Here is a 16,155-nt window from a genome sequence, read left to right as displayed (position 1 = left end):
TAGCACTAAATAATCAAACAGTTTCAGCTGACGCTCAGACAGCTACAGTCACTCAAGCTGAAACTTTGGACCAAGCACAGGCAAAGTTGTCTGACGCCAACACGAAGGTTTCTGACGCACAGAAGCAGGTTAACCAAGCACAGGGCGCTGTTAACACAGCACAAGATAAGTTGGACAGTGCTAAGGCAAACAAGGATAGCCTTGACCAACAGTTAGCTCAAGCTAAAGACGAATTGGCAAATCAACCTCAATTGCTTGCTACTGAACAGGCAAAGGTTGCTGATTTGACAGCACAAGTTGCTACTGCTGAACAAGCAGTGACACAGGCAAAAACTGACGTCAAAAACGCCACTGATGCATTTAACAACTCAAAGTCAGTTTTGGCAGAAGCACAGGCTGATTTGGCTACTGCTCAATCTGATTATGACCAAGCTCATGCACAGGCTGACGCAGCTCGTACAGCTTCAGCAACAGCTGACCAGAACCAAGCAACTGCACAAGCACAACAAACACAAGCAACTACTGATGTGAACAACACACAGCAAGCTCAAACTGCAGCTCAAACTGCTCAACAAACAGCCGTCAACAACCAACAAACTGTTCAAAACACATTGAACAATGCTGACCAAGCTAAGCAAGACGCTTCAACGAAGCAGGCTTCAGCACAAGCTGATTTCAACGCTGCACAGGCTGACCAAAACCAAAAGCAAGCTGACGCTAACACAGCACAAGCTAACAGCGACAGCTTGAATACACAAGAAAGCAACTTGGAGTCCGAAGCACAGGACAAGCTCTTCGCACAAGAAGTTGAACAATCATTCTACCGTCAATTGAACGAACACCGTGCTAGTTTAGGTCTTCCAGCTTTGGCATGGAACGACGGTTTGTCAGCATTGGCTACTGACCGTTCACACGAATCAAGTATTGACAGCAACAATGCCAGTGCTGTTATTACAGACGGGGCAAAGAACCCAAATATTAGCCCTGACACAGCAAAGAGTGCTCACTTCGAAGGACAACAGGGTATCATTTACACGTTAGCTCAAGAAGGTTACACAACTCAGAAAACTGGTGAAAACGAACAAGGCGCTGCTATTGACTTGTCACAAGCAACAACACCTGACGCTGTTGCGAAGATTTTCCTGGACCGTTGGATTAACTCTCCTTTGCATGAAATGACTCAGACGTCAACGTCAACTGATTTAGTTGGTTTTGGATTCTATTGGTACAACATGACGTCAGATTACTCATCATCAATGCGTTATGCTATTGCCTATACTGAATTCGCAAAAGCTGGCTCAGCTTCTTCATTTACAGACGCTATCAATACAGCATCGACTTATGTTGTTCCACAAACAAATGAACGCTCAATGGCTGATTACACATTGCCAGCTCATGTTCGTAATGAAAATGACGTACAAAACGATTTGAAGGCTGTTCAAGCTAAGATTTCTGACGCCACGACCACGTTGAACAACGCTGTTTCAGCCTTGAACTCAGCAAAGGCAACCACGGCTGAAAAACAATCAGCTCTGACTGCTGCTCAGTCAGCTCTTGATACTGTTAATGCTACTTTGGCAAATGCACAGCAAGCACAAACTGAAGCACAAAACCAAGTTAACCAAGCAAACCAAGCTTTGACAAATGCTGAAGCATCCGTCGCACAAGCTAAGACGGAATTGGACAATGCTAACACGGCTTTGACGAATGCTACAGCCCAAGCAGCACAAACTAAGACTGAAATGGAACAAGCTGAACAAATTGAATCGGATAAGCAATCAGTCTTGACTGCTAAGCAAGTTGCTTATTCAAATGCTCAACAAGACGTAAGCAACAAGCGTGTTTTGCTTAATAGTGCAACGCAAGTTTTGACGAATGCTACAGCAGACCTACAAGATAAGCAAAACCAGTTGTCGACAATCCAAGCTCGAGTAACTTACTTGTCAAACGTTGACGCTATGAAGCAAAAGGTTACTGATTTGGGTAACCAATTAGTATTGGCTGTCATGGACGTAAATTCTGACGGTTCTGACGTCGCAACTAAGCAAGCTGATTTGGACAATCTTCAAAAGGCATTGTCAGACGCACAGGCACAACAAACAACGGCCCAAAATGAAGTTAATACTTTGCAAGCTCAAAAGGACGCTGACGAGCAAAAGACTCAATCAGTATCATTGGGAAATGGTGTTGAAGCAACACTCCCTGCAAAGGAATCACAACAATCAGCAAAGGATGCTGTTCTTCCTAACACTGGAAAGGTTGAAAAGAACAACAACGCTGAAGGTTCAATTATTCTAGCTTTGGCAACTGCGTTTGCTGGATTGGGATTGGTTCGTTCACGCAAGAACTAAAAAAATAAATAAAATAACAGAAAATCGGTAATGACATTGTTCATTATCGTTTTTTGTTTTGTTGACGAGTAAAAGTCTGGTACAATATCTTACAATATAGGTTGGAGAAGTAGTTTCGAATGAAATTTTTAGGTGTTTCTTTAATAACGATTATCAGCTTGTTGGTCTTTGTCTTTTATCTGGTACCCGATATAATGAATGGCAATCTGCATCATCTGGATTTTTGGTTTGACTTTATTGTTGCTAGTGTATACGTTGTCGGAATGTCTGTTTTTGTCACGAGTGTTTTAAAAACAGAGCTTTCTCATCGTCGTTCTCAGAATTGATTTTTTCACAAAGGCTCAAGCCTTTGAAATCGGCTTTCTGAGAAGTAGACCAATTGTTGGACTCCAAATTGAGCAAACGACTTTTTAACAAAAGAAAAAAGCAGGCCCTAATTAATAGGCTCTGCTTTTTTTACTTTCGTTAACGCACATTATGTTAACTAGCCTGATTTCACCTTCTGGAACGCAACATTTAGTTTTGATTTGTTATGTTCATTGTTTTCTTCTTGAATATTATTCAGCTCGTATATCAATACAAAAATTAGGAAATGTCGATTATATTTCCTGTAAAATATTGTTCTGGGTGTTCTTCACCCTGAAAGGAGGTGTGAGCCAATGAACCTCCCTAACTTATTAATGCTCCTTTTGGTTAATGTTATTTGTCCAATTCTTGTTGGGTTGATATTGCCAAAGCTGCAAAAGTGGTTCGATCGAAAAGACTAATCACACGTGCCTCGGTTGGCCGACCGGGGCTTTTTTGTACAAAAAAAAGCTATTGCTGGCCGGCAATAGCTGTGAAAGAGGTATGAACCTCTCCCTAACTTATAACTTAATTATAACACCATTTTTAGGGACAAAAAAGTTTTCAATAAGGCTACTTTCTTTCAATCTAGTCTTCAAGCTTTAAAATCTGGACTAATAGCGATTGAAAGCCTACTTTATGGCATGATCAACGTTCATACTTCTTATCTTCTCAACAACAAAATTTTTATCATACAGTAATTTATGAATGATAACTACATATTATGTTCACTAAGCGTGATTGATTGGCCCATTTCTGTTTGGACCGATATAAAATGGACGAAACATAACTGGCCCGTTTTGATTTTTAACAGTGACGGCATGCGTATTTAATCAACAAGGAGTGTCGTCCAGATCAATTTGTCTCGACCCACGCATCATCAATGAGCAATGCCTGTCACGGTGTCGAATGGGCAGTGTTTTTCGGGCGGTCTTATCATTATTAATTATCTTTTAACCACCCCAGTAATTTAAATCATTAAATACAACAATGATTAATTTAATAAACAAAATTATAACAACCAGAACATTTTTTTCTTAAAAGTTCGACGCGGACAGCGGACAAGGAGAAGCCTTTTAAGAAAAAATGTTCTGATTAACTTTAAACTCAAAATTCAATAGAACGTGCTACAAATCAATTTTCTCTAGTGGTTCAGGGTTCAAGAAACGTAATGGCTTTTTAAAACTTATGCTAAAGCCATAAGTTTGTCTTTTTTTTATTATTCTGAGATCAAGCTATTTTCTCAAAGAGAAAATATAATAAAAAAAAGCAAAAGCCAACCCCTTAAGGTAAACTTTTGCACTTTAATATTTACTATGAAGTTAACATACGTAGAATTAAATTAACTTTCATTACTTGTCGTAAACAACTACGCCTTTTCGTTAATTTAATTCTACTACTTTTTATCTTCTTGTCAATACCAAATTAAAATTTTAAATTAAGAACTTGTTATTTAACTTTTTTATACTTCACTTTTCTATTTCAGCATATTCTTGACTCATTTAATCAAAACAATGCCACATTATATCTTTGATATTATTTTCAAAAATCGATTGGTTCATGACGCTTTAACTAATAGATGAAATGATTTATACCCAGTTATTTTAATTTAAGTTTAGCTAACTTAAACAGATATTATTTTAAAGACTCTTCCCATTATCCGATTTACACGTCTAATATTTTAATAACAACTTTGCTCTAATCGTTCTCTTTTCTGTGAATTGCATTGATAATTCTGTTTATTTATCATGCAATAAATCTTTACTGGTTTCGTCAAAAAAACATATTATCAATGCAATTCTAAGCCCGAAAAACACTGCCCATTCGACACCGTGACAGGCATTGCTCATTGATGATGCGTGGGTCGAGACAAATTGATCTGGACGACACTCCTTGTTGATTAAATACGCATGCCGTCACTGTTAAAAATCAAAACGGGCCAGTTATGTTTCGTCCATTTTATATCGGTCCAAACAGAAATGGGCCAATCAATCACGCTTAGTGAACATAATATGTAGTTATCATTCATAAATTACTGTATGATAAAAATTTTGTTGTTGAGAAGATAAGAAGTATGAACGTTGATCATGCCATAAAGTAGGCTTTCAATCGCTATTAGTCCAGATTTTAAAGCTTGAAGACTAGATTGAAAGAAAGTAGCCTTATTGAAAACTTTTTTGTCCCTAAAAATGGTGTTATAATTAAGTTATAAGTTAGGGAGAGATTCATACCTCTTTCACAGCTATTGCCGGCCAGCAATAGCTTTTTTTTGTACAAAAAAGCCCCGGTCGGCCAACCGAGGCACGTGTGATTAGTCTTTTCGATCGAACCACTTTTGCAGCTTTGGCAATATCAACCCAACAAGAATTGGACAAATAACATTAACCAAAAGGAGCATTAATAAGTTAGGGAGGTTCATTGGCTCACACCTCCTTTCAGGGTGAAGAACACCCAGAACAATATTTTACAGGAAATATAATCGACATTTCCTAATTTTTGTATTGATATACGAGCTGAATAATATTCAAGAAGAAAACAATGAACATAACAAATCAAAACTAAATGTTGCGTTCCAGAAGGTGAAATCAGGCTAGTTAACATAATGTGCGTTAACGAAAGTAAAAAAAGCAGAGCCTATTAATTAGGGCCTGCTTTTTTCTTTTGTTAAAAAGTCGTTTGCTCAATTTGGAGTCCAACAATTGGTCTACTTCTCAGAAAGCCGATTTCAAAGGCTTGAGCCTTTGTGAAAAAATCAATTCTGAGAACGACGATGAGAAAGCTCTGTTTTTAAAACACTCGTGACAAAAACAGACATTCCGACAACGTATACACTAGCAACAATAAAGTCAAACCAAAAATCCAGATGATGCAGATTGCCATTCATTATATCGGGTACCAGATAAAAGACAAAGACCAACAAGCTGATAATCGTTATTAAAGAAACACCTAAAAATTTCATTCGAAACTACTTCTCCAACCTATATTGTAAGATATTGTACCAGACTTTTACTCGTCAACAAAACAAAAAACGATAATGAACAATGTCATTACCGATTTTCTGTTATTTTATTTATTTTTTTAGTTCTTGCGTGAACGAACCAATCCCAATCCAGCAAACGCAGTTGCCAAAGCTAGAATAATTGAACCTTCAGCGTTGTTGTTCTTTTCAACCTTTCCAGTGTTAGGAAGAACAGCATCCTTTGCTGATTGTTGTGATTCCTTTGCAGGGAGTGTTGCTTCAACACCATTTCCCAATGATACTGATTGAGTCTTTTGCTCGTCAGCGTCCTTTTGAGCTTGCAAAGTATTAACTTCATTTTGGGCCGTTGTTTGTTGTGCCTGTGCGTCTGACAATGCCTTTTGAAGATTGTCCAAATCAGCTTGCTTAGTTGCGACGTCAGAACCGTCAGAATTTACGTCCATGACAGCCAATACTAATTGGTTACCCAAATCAGTAACCTTTTGCTTCATAGCGTCAACGTTTGACAAGTAAGTTACTCGAGCTTGGATTGTCGACAACTGGTTTTGCTTATCTTGTAGGTCTGCTGTAGCATTCGTCAAAACTTGCGTTGCACTATTAAGCAAAACACGCTTGTTGCTTACGTCTTGTTGAGCATTTGAATAAGCAACTTGCTTAGCAGTCAAGACTGATTGCTTATCCGATTCAATTTGTTCAGCTTGTTCCATTTCAGTCTTAGTTTGTGCTGCTTGGGCTGTAGCATTCGTCAAAGCCGTGTTAGCATTGTCCAATTCCGTCTTAGCTTGTGCGACGGATGCTTCAGCATTTGTCAAAGCTTGGTTTGCTTGGTTAACTTGGTTTTGTGCTTCAGTTTGTGCTTGCTGTGCATTTGCCAAAGTAGCATTAACAGTATCAAGAGCTGACTGAGCAGCAGTCAGAGCTGATTGTTTTTCAGCCGTGGTTGCCTTTGCTGAGTTCAAGGCTGAAACAGCGTTGTTCAACGTGGTCGTGGCGTCAGAAATCTTAGCTTGAACAGCCTTCAAATCGTTTTGTACGTCATTTTCATTACGAACATGAGCTGGCAATGTGTAATCAGCCATTGAGCGTTCATTTGTTTGTGGAACAACATAAGTCGATGCTGTATTGATAGCGTCTGTAAATGAAGAAGCTGAGCCAGCTTTTGCGAATTCAGTATAGGCAATAGCATAACGCATTGATGATGAGTAATCTGACGTCATGTTGTACCAATAGAATCCAAAACCAACTAAATCAGTTGACGTTGACGTCTGAGTCATTTCATGCAAAGGAGAGTTAATCCAACGGTCCAGGAAAATCTTCGCAACAGCGTCAGGTGTTGTTGCTTGTGACAAGTCAATAGCAGCGCCTTGTTCGTTTTCACCAGTTTTCTGAGTTGTGTAACCTTCTTGAGCTAACGTGTAAATGATACCCTGTTGTCCTTCGAAGTGAGCACTCTTTGCTGTGTCAGGGCTAATACCTGGGTTCTTTGCCCCGTCTGTAATAACAGCACTGGCATTGTTGCTGTCAATACTTGATTCGTGTGAACGGTCAGTAGCCAATGCTGACAAACCGTCGTTCCATGCCAAAGCTGGAAGACCTAAACTAGCACGGTGTTCGTTCAATTGACGGTAGAATGATTGTTCAACTTCTTGTGCGAAGAGCTTGTCCTGTGCTTCGGACTCCAAGTTGCTTTCTTGTGTATTCAAGCTGTCGCTGTTAGCTTGTGCTGTGTTAGCGTCAGCTTGCTTTTGGTTTTGGTCAGCCTGTGCAGCGTTGAAATCAGCTTGTGCTGAAGCCTGCTTCGTTGAAGCGTCTTGCTTAGCTTGGTCAGCATTGTTCAATGTGTTTTGAACAGTTTGTTGGTTGTTGACGGCTGTTTGTTGAGCAGTTTGAGCTGCAGTTTGAGCTTGCTGTGTGTTGTTCACATCAGTAGTTGCTTGTGTTTGTTGTGCTTGTGCAGTTGCTTGGTTCTGGTCAGCTGTTGCTGAAGCTGTACGAGCTGCGTCAGCCTGTGCATGAGCTTGGTCATAATCAGATTGAGCAGTAGCCAAATCAGCCTGTGCTTCTGCCAAAACTGACTTTGAGTTGTTAAATGCATCAGTGGCGTTTTTGACGTCAGTTTTTGCCTGTGTCACTGCTTGTTCAGCAGTAGCAACTTGTGCTGTCAAATCAGCAACCTTTGCCTGTTCAGTAGCAAGCAATTGAGGTTGATTTGCCAATTCGTCTTTAGCTTGAGCTAACTGTTGGTCAAGGCTATCCTTGTTTGCCTTAGCACTGTCCAACTTATCTTGTGCTGTGTTAACAGCGCCCTGTGCTTGGTTAACCTGCTTCTGTGCGTCAGAAACCTTCGTGTTGGCGTCAGACAACTTTGCCTGTGCTTGGTCCAAAGTTTCAGCTTGAGTGACTGTAGCTGTCTGAGCGTCAGCTGAAACTGTTTGATTATTTAGTGCTACATATCCGGCACCCATAACAGCTGCCCCTGCGATTGCGATATTGACTTGCTTCTTCATTGGATATACCTCTCTAAACCTAATTATGAACAAAATAGCAATGTGATTCTACCATATTATATTTTTTATGTCAAAAATATTACGAACTGAAGATTGCTACTTTCATAATTTTAATCTACACTTTGATATAAAATTATTAACGGTTCTTGAACGATTAATAGTAATTAATTCAAACCAGTAAAATACTTTTTTATACTAGATCGTAGAATAAGCTACTTTATGAAATGTGATTGATGAAGCACAGATGGGTTCGAAAAATATTTTAAATCGTTGTTATGCAAGGGAGAAGAATCAAAAGATTATCAATGCTTTAGTTTCTTGTTATTATTTAAAAAAAGAGCAATTGAATTCAATTGCTCTTTTTTATTACAAGTTATTTAAAATATATCTGCTATATGGAACTATCTGATTTTTGTACTATTTAAGTATTTCTACCGCACCATATAGGAAATGTAAAGATGATGAACTCTATTAAAAAATAATCAGATTAAAATGGCCGTTGGTATTCGTGTTGTGTATTTCTGCAATACTGCCCACCAAAAAAAAGTTAAATTTTATCTGCTTTTCGGCAGTGAAAAAATTACAGGTCTTAATGGTCAACTAATTTGAAATAGATTATCCGTTCAGATTTTTGGAGTGCGTTTTCATTTTTGGCATCAAAACTATTTACTTATGGTTCACGATTTTTTTAATTTGTTTCAGCTCTGATTCTTCATCAACATTAAATTGTGCTTCATAATAGTCAATCAAAGAAGTCACGACATCATTCGCATTTTTCATGTTCAATAGAATTGCTAAACTACGAATTTCGTTAGCAGATGTTTCTGATACACGAATTGTTGTTTGTTTTTCTTTTAGAGACTTTCGTTTTTTTTGCTGAGTATCTTCATTGACAGAAAATAAGGAGTCTCTTTGGAATGTACTCTCGGGACGAACATCGTCAGAACGTTGAATTAGTTTTTTGGGGTTTCCTTGGGCATTATTTTTATCTAGTAAATTCATTTATTCATTCTCTCTAACAATTCGTCAGTTATTTTGCTGTAAAGGTCATGCAGTCTTAAATCATGCATATCTCGTGTGTGGATATTATCAGGATTTGTAATACCAATCAAATCATATCGTTTAACACGTTCCATATTCCGAACAACATTTTTAAATAGGTTTTCTGATCCAAACTTTTCTTTGGATTGCTCTAAAATAGTTTGATCTACCGGTGAAGTGTTTTTTAATAATACCGGAAGAATGCCAGCAATATCAAAGTTAACTTCTGAAGAATAAGTATCATATAACTCTTGCGTGTATTGTATAAATGCTTCGGCACCCACAAGGGACCGTTCTTGCGTCTGTAAAACAATCACAATATAGTCTGATGCAACCATTGAACTATCAGTATATGTACTTAGTGTAGGGGGTACATCAAAGATGATAAAATCATATTGATTTTCTATTGGAGCTACTAATTTTTTTAAGAAAAAGATTCTGTCTTTTTGACTATTAGGGAATTTTTTTTCGAGAAACAAAGGATAGGAAGTAAAGTCAGCAAATCCAGGTAATAAAGATAAATTCTCGATAATTGGGGTTATTATTTGTGATAAGTTCCCTTCGGAAATGGCCGTCATCAGAGTTTTTGGAAAAGAAATTGCTTCTTTATTTTCCATTTGAGCGGTCTTCAACAATAAAGAGGTAGCATTAGCTTGGGGATCTAAATCAACTAATAAAGTTTTGTAGCCTTTGTGTGCTAGATGGTATGAAATTAAAGCACTGTTAGTCGTTTTGCCGGTCCCGCCTTTGAAATTACCAAAAGTTATATTGATAGACATATAAATCTAAATCTCCTTATTCGAGGGTGCATATCGTAATTATAACAAAAAAATTATGTTATGTATACACGTATATACGTATACGCGTATGAGTGTATACGTATATACGTGTATTCGTGTATACGCGTATACGCGTATACATAATATAAATATTTTATTTTATGTTCTTTTTCGTTGAATTTTAAGCTTATAAAAAAAAAAAACCATGTATATATGTATACGTTTATACATGTATACATGTACACAAGTATGCATGTATACGTTTATACACGTGTATACGTATACATGCATACATTTTAAAATATTTTTGACAAAACGCTGATATATAGGTATCATAAGATTGTTAAATACCATTTCAATATTGAATATGATTGATATCGTTAATTAAATTAATAAAAAAAGACCATAACTAGCCCTGCAAGGCTAGTTATGGTCTGCACAGTAACTGTACCGAGCAGCTGCAATGCAAATATTCTTCACTTATATTATAGGGGGAAGTCCCTCGATTTAATATTTTATACCTAGTGAAAAGAATAATCAACCTTAAAAAAGGGGATCGCATAGCAACCAGCTAGGAGGTCTCCTTTTTAGTTACTGTGACGGCTTTTGATTTCCTTAGGGCTGTTATCCTATAAGGCTGATACGGGACAGGCGTGTATCCGTCAGGTGGCTTGCAAATAGCGACCAAACCACGTCCAAAGGTTGCAGCAGCGTGCAACTGGGCAATGAATAATTGGATATGGGTTAGCTCACCCAGCAAGTGATTGGCAAAGTAGTGGCTCTCAGATTAGCACCTGAGAGACTCTGAGAGACGTTTTCAGCTCAGAGCGGAAGTCTGGCTAAGCATAACCCGTCAAAGACGGGAGAACGGGCAGAATGTTCTTTAAAAGATGTTAGCGACTTGACCAAAGCGATGGCTCTTAGCTATACCTTGGAAAAGCCCTTAAGTATTCTCTTTTTTGAGATTTACCTAAGGGCTCTCTCTGCTCACAACAACTTGCTGCCCTTGGCTGGGGTCAGTGCGAAAGTTAACTTCATTTTTTGGTTTTTTGAAGGGAGAAAAGATTTTAATAGAGTATTATTTGGAAGATTAAATTGGATAAAGAGAAAAATAAGTTGGCCAGATGACCTAATGGTCATCACAAATTAAAAAATATTTTTCAAAAAAAGAAGGATTTTGTGAATTGAAAATATGGGGATTGTGGAGTGAACCGAAAGATTAAATTCTCTCTATTTTTTGGAATTATGGATGTTTAATTTTTAGCTTGTATGCAAAGCATGTGTTTGTATAGCTAACCATACTCATTTTTTATGTGAACTCCTTTTTTTTATGTTTTTTATTTTGAGACGTGCTCTGTTTTGTCAATTTCATAAGTGATAGTGATTAAAAAGAACAAAAAATTTTTCGTTGGTTATGATAGCAATATCATTTTTACTGATCTAACATAATGTGATAATGAGTAAAAAGTTAGTGATAATAGGTTAAGAGGGGATTGTCGCTAGGTTGTGAATCAGACTAGCTGTGAGAGCTGGTCTGATTGTATGATTCTTTGCTTTCAATTTTTCTCGGAGTTCTGTTACATTTTCAAACGATTGTAAATTGTCAATTTTTTATTATCCATATTACACTGTCAATATAGATAATAAAGCCAGTATTTTAATAATTTAAAATTCAAACACTACTTAACTTGCATGTTTCAAATCTTTGACATAGGCTCTTTTTATGCCAAAAGAGTGCAAAATTAAAATAATCAGTCAGAATGAACTCAATCAAATTAATCATTGCATTAACGATAGACTAATGAAAACATTTAAATGGGAATCGCCAAGAAAAACTTTTCAGCAACCTGTGGGGTTCAGATAGTTATGGCAATTTGCTGAATATAAAAACTCATAATATGTTTGAGGGACTTGATATTAAGGCTTTTTAGAAGTATGATTATAATCATTATGAGTGAAAGTTGGACAAAAATTTGGAATTTAAAATATTAGATTTGTTTTCTGGAGCTGGCGGTTTTTCTAAAGGGTTTGATATGACTAACGGTTTTACTACAGTTGTCGCGTCCGATTTTAATGAACATGCATTGATGACTTTCAAAAAAAACTTTCCAAAGTCAAAGACTATTTTTGGGGATATTACTGATGAAAAGATAAAGCAAGATATTGTTAAAAGTTCGATTAAATCAAGTGTAAATATGATTATCGGTGGTCCTCCTTGCCAAGGATTTAGTAATAAAGGGAAAAAAATGGGATTAGATGATCCCCGAAACTTTCTGTTTCTTGAGTATCTTGAAATGGTTCGTAGACTTCAACCTGAAGTTTTTGTAATCGAAAACGTTAAAGCTATGCTGACCGCTGCTAATGGATACTTCATAAGAGAAATTATAGATAGAATCAATTCTTTAGGGTATAAAACGAATTATGATGTTTTAACTGCTAGCGATTACGGTGTACCGCAAAATAGACAGCGTGCCATTATTATTGCTTCTAAAAACATAAAAATAAAGATGCCTAAACCAAAAGTTGATAAAAACCACCGTACAACAGTCCGAGATGCAATATCTGACTTAGCTTATCTAAACTCCGGTGAAGGGGAAATGGTGTCAAACTATAAAAAGATGTCTGAAAGCAGCTACCAAGTTATGATGCGTAATAAAAGTGGTAAAAAATTATACAATCATATCGCTACTTCCCATTCAAAGTCAGCATTGCATAAACTAGCTATGATTCCACCAGAAAAAGGAAAAGAGTTCCTTCCTAAGGAACTATGGGGTAATCAAAAATTCAAGACAACTTGGGGACGACTTGAATGGGATAAGCAATCACCAACTATCGACACTCGTTTTGATACTCCATCAAACGGAAAAAATAGTCATCCTTATTTAAATCGAGCTATAACCCCACGTGAAGCCGCACGTATCCAAAGCTTCCCAGATGATTTTCATTTTATTGGTAAAAAAACTCACATAACAAAACAAATTGGTAATGCAGTCCCACCGTTGCTAGGAAAAGCAATTGCTGAAGCAATTATCTGTCAGGTAAAATAATGCCAAAACAAAAATTTACAACGTTTAATGTCGATTCATATGAACAGATCAAAAGTTTTGAATCAAATAACTATATAGTGGATCATATTATTACTGATCCACCATATAATATTTCGAAGGATAATAATTTTAATACTATGAAGTCAGCCAATCGTCAAGGTATTGATTTTGGTGAGTGGGATAAAGGATTTGATTTATACTCTTGGATTCCGTTATACGGGAAATTAATTCGAAACGGCGGTAGTTTTATTATATTTACATCTTATCGATTTATATCATATATGGTGGATGAGTTAGAAAATGCAGGTTTTCTTGTCAAAGACATACTGAAATGGGAAAAGACTAACCCAATGCCACGTAATGTCAATCGGAGATATGTTCAAGATACAGAATTTGCTATTTGGGCTGTAAAACCTGGTGAAAAATGGATATTCAATAAACCAATCGATGTGCCATACTTACGATCTGAGTTTAAAACATCAACAGTTTCAGGATCAGAGAAAGTTTCTCATCCTACACAAAAAAGCTTACAACTCATGCAAAATATTATTGAAATACACACCAATATTGGAGAAACAATTCTAGACCCGTTTATGGGATCTGGAACAACTGGCGTTGCTGCACTATCTTTAAATAGACAGTTTATCGGCAATGAGCTTAATCAAGATTACTTCAAAATAGCTAATAATCGATTACAGGCCGTTACCGCTGCATATTCCAATTTATTATTCTAATACTATTAACGACGCAAATTGATTTAAAATAGCGTCTTTTTTTATGGTAATATCAAATTATAGACTAGGTTAAACAATTCAAACTATATACTGAGAAAGTGGATTTAAAAAATGGATTTATCAACGTATAAACTGAAAGAGCTCATGTTTATTTTCTTGAATGTTAAAGGAGTTAAAGATAATAAAATATTAAATACAGATGCTTTGATTGCTGATTTTTTTCAAGCTGACTCAGAAATTAAGATGAGCAAAAAAAATCCTTATAAAACAGAGATATATACTGATAAACGAAGACAGCAAAATATTGATGCTTTGAATCGCTATTATCCTAATATTGTGTTTGAAAAAAAAGGAAGCGTTGGTATTATTGCAAAATTTGATAATAATCAAGAACAAACACTTGCCGAATTTCTAAAAGATTTATATAACACAATTACAAAAAAATTATTATCAATAACAGCAAAAGAATTTTCAAAAGAATTTGCTATAGGCGCCTTCGGTTTTAGAGGTAGTATAGATTTAAAAACTAATTATCTAACTTCAGATTTACACAAATCTCGCGTTAGTTCTAAGGAAAGTCTAGAGCTATTTATTAAACTTTTATTCCAAACTAATTTAAATGATCAATTAAATCTAAACTTCAGGGAACTACAACCTGATCAAGTGAGAAGAAAAGCAGGTCGTCACCCTCAAATTCGAATTAATTTACGATATTTTTTTGATAAATATTTTACTGAATTTCAATTAACAAATCCTTTTAGAGCTAACCAGATGTCCCTTAATAAGTCGTTGATTTTGTCAAAACATTATAAAGAAAAAAATGATAGTTTTATTGAACGTATTCAATTTTATAAGAATGAAGTTGTTGGAGAGAAGATTTCTAATCAGTTAGATATTAATCAACTTAGGGACCGTTTGAATTTTTCGAATAATAACAGCTCAACAGATGATCAAGTCAAACATCGTGACAATCGAGCCAAGGAATTCGCTAAGGGTACCCAACCGGATTTGTGTGCATCATGCCAGAATATTTATAAGAGAGAAGATAGAACCTTTAAAATTAAAGGTACTGACATATGGTACTTTGAACTTCACCACGTAATACCATTTGCAAACAAGGATATTCAAACTGAGATTTCCGATAACTATGTTAAATTATGTGCCGTTTGCCACCGTGCATTAACACCTAATCGTGCCGATGAAGATCTTCAGAAAAATATTATTACTCATATTTTCAAAAACTGTCCAAAAGCATTAACATACGTAAAAAATGTTCAGGAAATAGTTAACGACAGTAATGCACCAGTTAAATTTGTATACGATCATTTAAAGTAAGATGTATTCAAATTATTCATACACATGACATGATGAACGTAATTACTTTAACATAATGTGTATTTTTAAAATAACCTTATGCTATATGTAACGCTTCCGTACAGCTTGTTGGTGTTAAAAAGACTTTGTTGACGAGTAAAAGTCAGATAAAATGTCTTACAAAAAATTTTCTCATGAAGGTTCTCAGAATTGATTTTTTCACAAAGGCTCAAGCCTTTGAAATCGGCTTTCTGAGAAGTAGACCAATTGTTGGACTCCAAATTGAGCAAACGACTTTTTAACAAAAGAAAAAGCAGGCCCTAATTAATAGGCTCTGCTTTTTTTACTTTCGTTAACGCACATTATGTTAACTAGCCTGATTTCACCTTCTGGAACGCAACATTTAGTTTTGATTTGTTATGTTCATTGTTTTCTTCTTGAATATTATTCAGCTCGTATATCAATACAAAAATTAGGAAATGTCGATTATATTTCCTGTAAAATATTGTTCTGGGTGTTCTTCACCCTGAAAGGAGGTGTGAGCCAATGAACCTCCCTAACTTATTAATGCTCCTTTTGGTTAATGTTATTTGTCCAATTCTTGTTGGGTTGATATTGCCAAAGCTGCAAAAGTGGTTCGATCGAAAAGACTAATCACACGTGCCTCGGTTGGCCGACCGGGGCTTTTTTGTACAAAAAAAAGCTATTGCTGGCCGGCAATAGCTGTGAAAGAGGTATGAACCTCTCCCTAACTTATAACTTAATTATAACACCATTTTTAGGGACAAAAAAGTTTTCAATAAGGCTACTTTCTTTCAATCTAGTCTTCAAGCTTTAAAATCTGGACTAATAGCGATTGAAAGCCTACTTTATGGCATGATCAACGTTCATACTTCTTATCTTCTCAACAACAAAATTTTTATCATACAGTAATTTATGAATGATAACTACATATTATGTTCACTAAGCGTGATTGATTGGCCCATTTCTGTTTGGACCGATATAAAATGGACGAAACATAACTGGCCCGTTTTGATTTTTAACAGTGACGGCATGC

The 16,155-nt window shown here is 36.2% G+C and carries 7 protein-coding genes and 1 pseudogene; 4 read left to right on the top strand and 4 right to left on the bottom strand.

Annotated features, from left to right (window positions below; translation table 11 throughout):
* Together ACSYSR_RS06920 and ACSYSR_RS06915 are read left to right on the top strand one after the other, a co-directional pair.
* Positions 1-2,351: coiled-coil domain-containing protein (locus tag ACSYSR_RS06920; RefSeq protein ID WP_491708346.1), on the top strand; the 2,351-nt coding region annotated here is incomplete at its 5' end.
* 119 nt (positions 2,352-2,470) lie between these two features.
* Positions 2,471-2,677 (top strand): hypothetical protein, encoded by a 207-nt coding sequence (locus tag ACSYSR_RS06915; protein ID WP_491706399.1) that lies wholly within the window; start codon positions 2,471-2,473, stop codon positions 2,675-2,677.
* Between the two features lie 2,771 nt (positions 2,678-5,448).
* Here the strand turns inward: ACSYSR_RS06915 and ACSYSR_RS06910 are convergent.
* The 4 genes from ACSYSR_RS06910 to ACSYSR_RS06895 all read right to left on the bottom strand — a co-directional run bounded on the left by ACSYSR_RS06910 (position 5,449) and on the right by ACSYSR_RS06895 (position 10,003).
* Positions 5,449-5,655 carry a hypothetical protein gene (locus ACSYSR_RS06910; RefSeq protein WP_491706399.1) on the bottom strand — a complete coding sequence of 69 codons (207 nt, stop codon included), beginning with the start codon at positions 5,653-5,655 and terminating at the stop codon, positions 5,449-5,451.
* Between the two features lie 119 nt (positions 5,656-5,774).
* Positions 5,775-8,183, bottom strand: coding sequence for a coiled-coil domain-containing protein (locus tag ACSYSR_RS06905; protein WP_491708345.1), 2,409 nt, complete (start codon positions 8,181-8,183; stop codon positions 5,775-5,777).
* A 666-nt stretch (positions 8,184-8,849) separates the two neighbouring features.
* Positions 8,850-9,185, bottom strand: a complete 336-nt coding sequence (locus tag ACSYSR_RS06900; protein ID WP_489816549.1) for a DUF5388 domain-containing protein — start codon at positions 9,183-9,185, stop codon at positions 8,850-8,852.
* Positions 9,182-10,003, bottom strand: a complete 822-nt coding sequence (locus ACSYSR_RS06895; protein WP_489816548.1) for an AAA family ATPase — start codon at positions 10,001-10,003, stop codon at positions 9,182-9,184. Before ACSYSR_RS06895 ends, ACSYSR_RS06900 begins: the two co-directional genes overlap by 4 nt.
* A gap of 2,033 nt (positions 10,004-12,036) precedes the next feature.
* Between ACSYSR_RS06895 and ACSYSR_RS06890 the strand changes: the two are divergent.
* Together ACSYSR_RS06890 and ACSYSR_RS06885 are read left to right on the top strand one after the other, a co-directional pair.
* Positions 12,037-13,784 (top strand): annotated as a pseudogene (locus ACSYSR_RS06890) (DNA cytosine methyltransferase).
* Between the two features lie 111 nt (positions 13,785-13,895).
* A complete protein-coding gene (locus tag ACSYSR_RS06885; protein WP_489816545.1) occupies positions 13,896-15,119 on the top strand; it encodes a hypothetical protein in 1,224 nt (407 codons plus the stop codon).
* Positions 15,120-16,155: the final 1,036 nt, after the last annotated feature.

The sequence above is a fragment of the Fructobacillus sp. ESL1096 genome (genome assembly GCF_058511985.1).
Note: the sequence above shows the minus strand (reverse complement) of the source record. Positions and strands in the feature narration are given on the sequence as shown.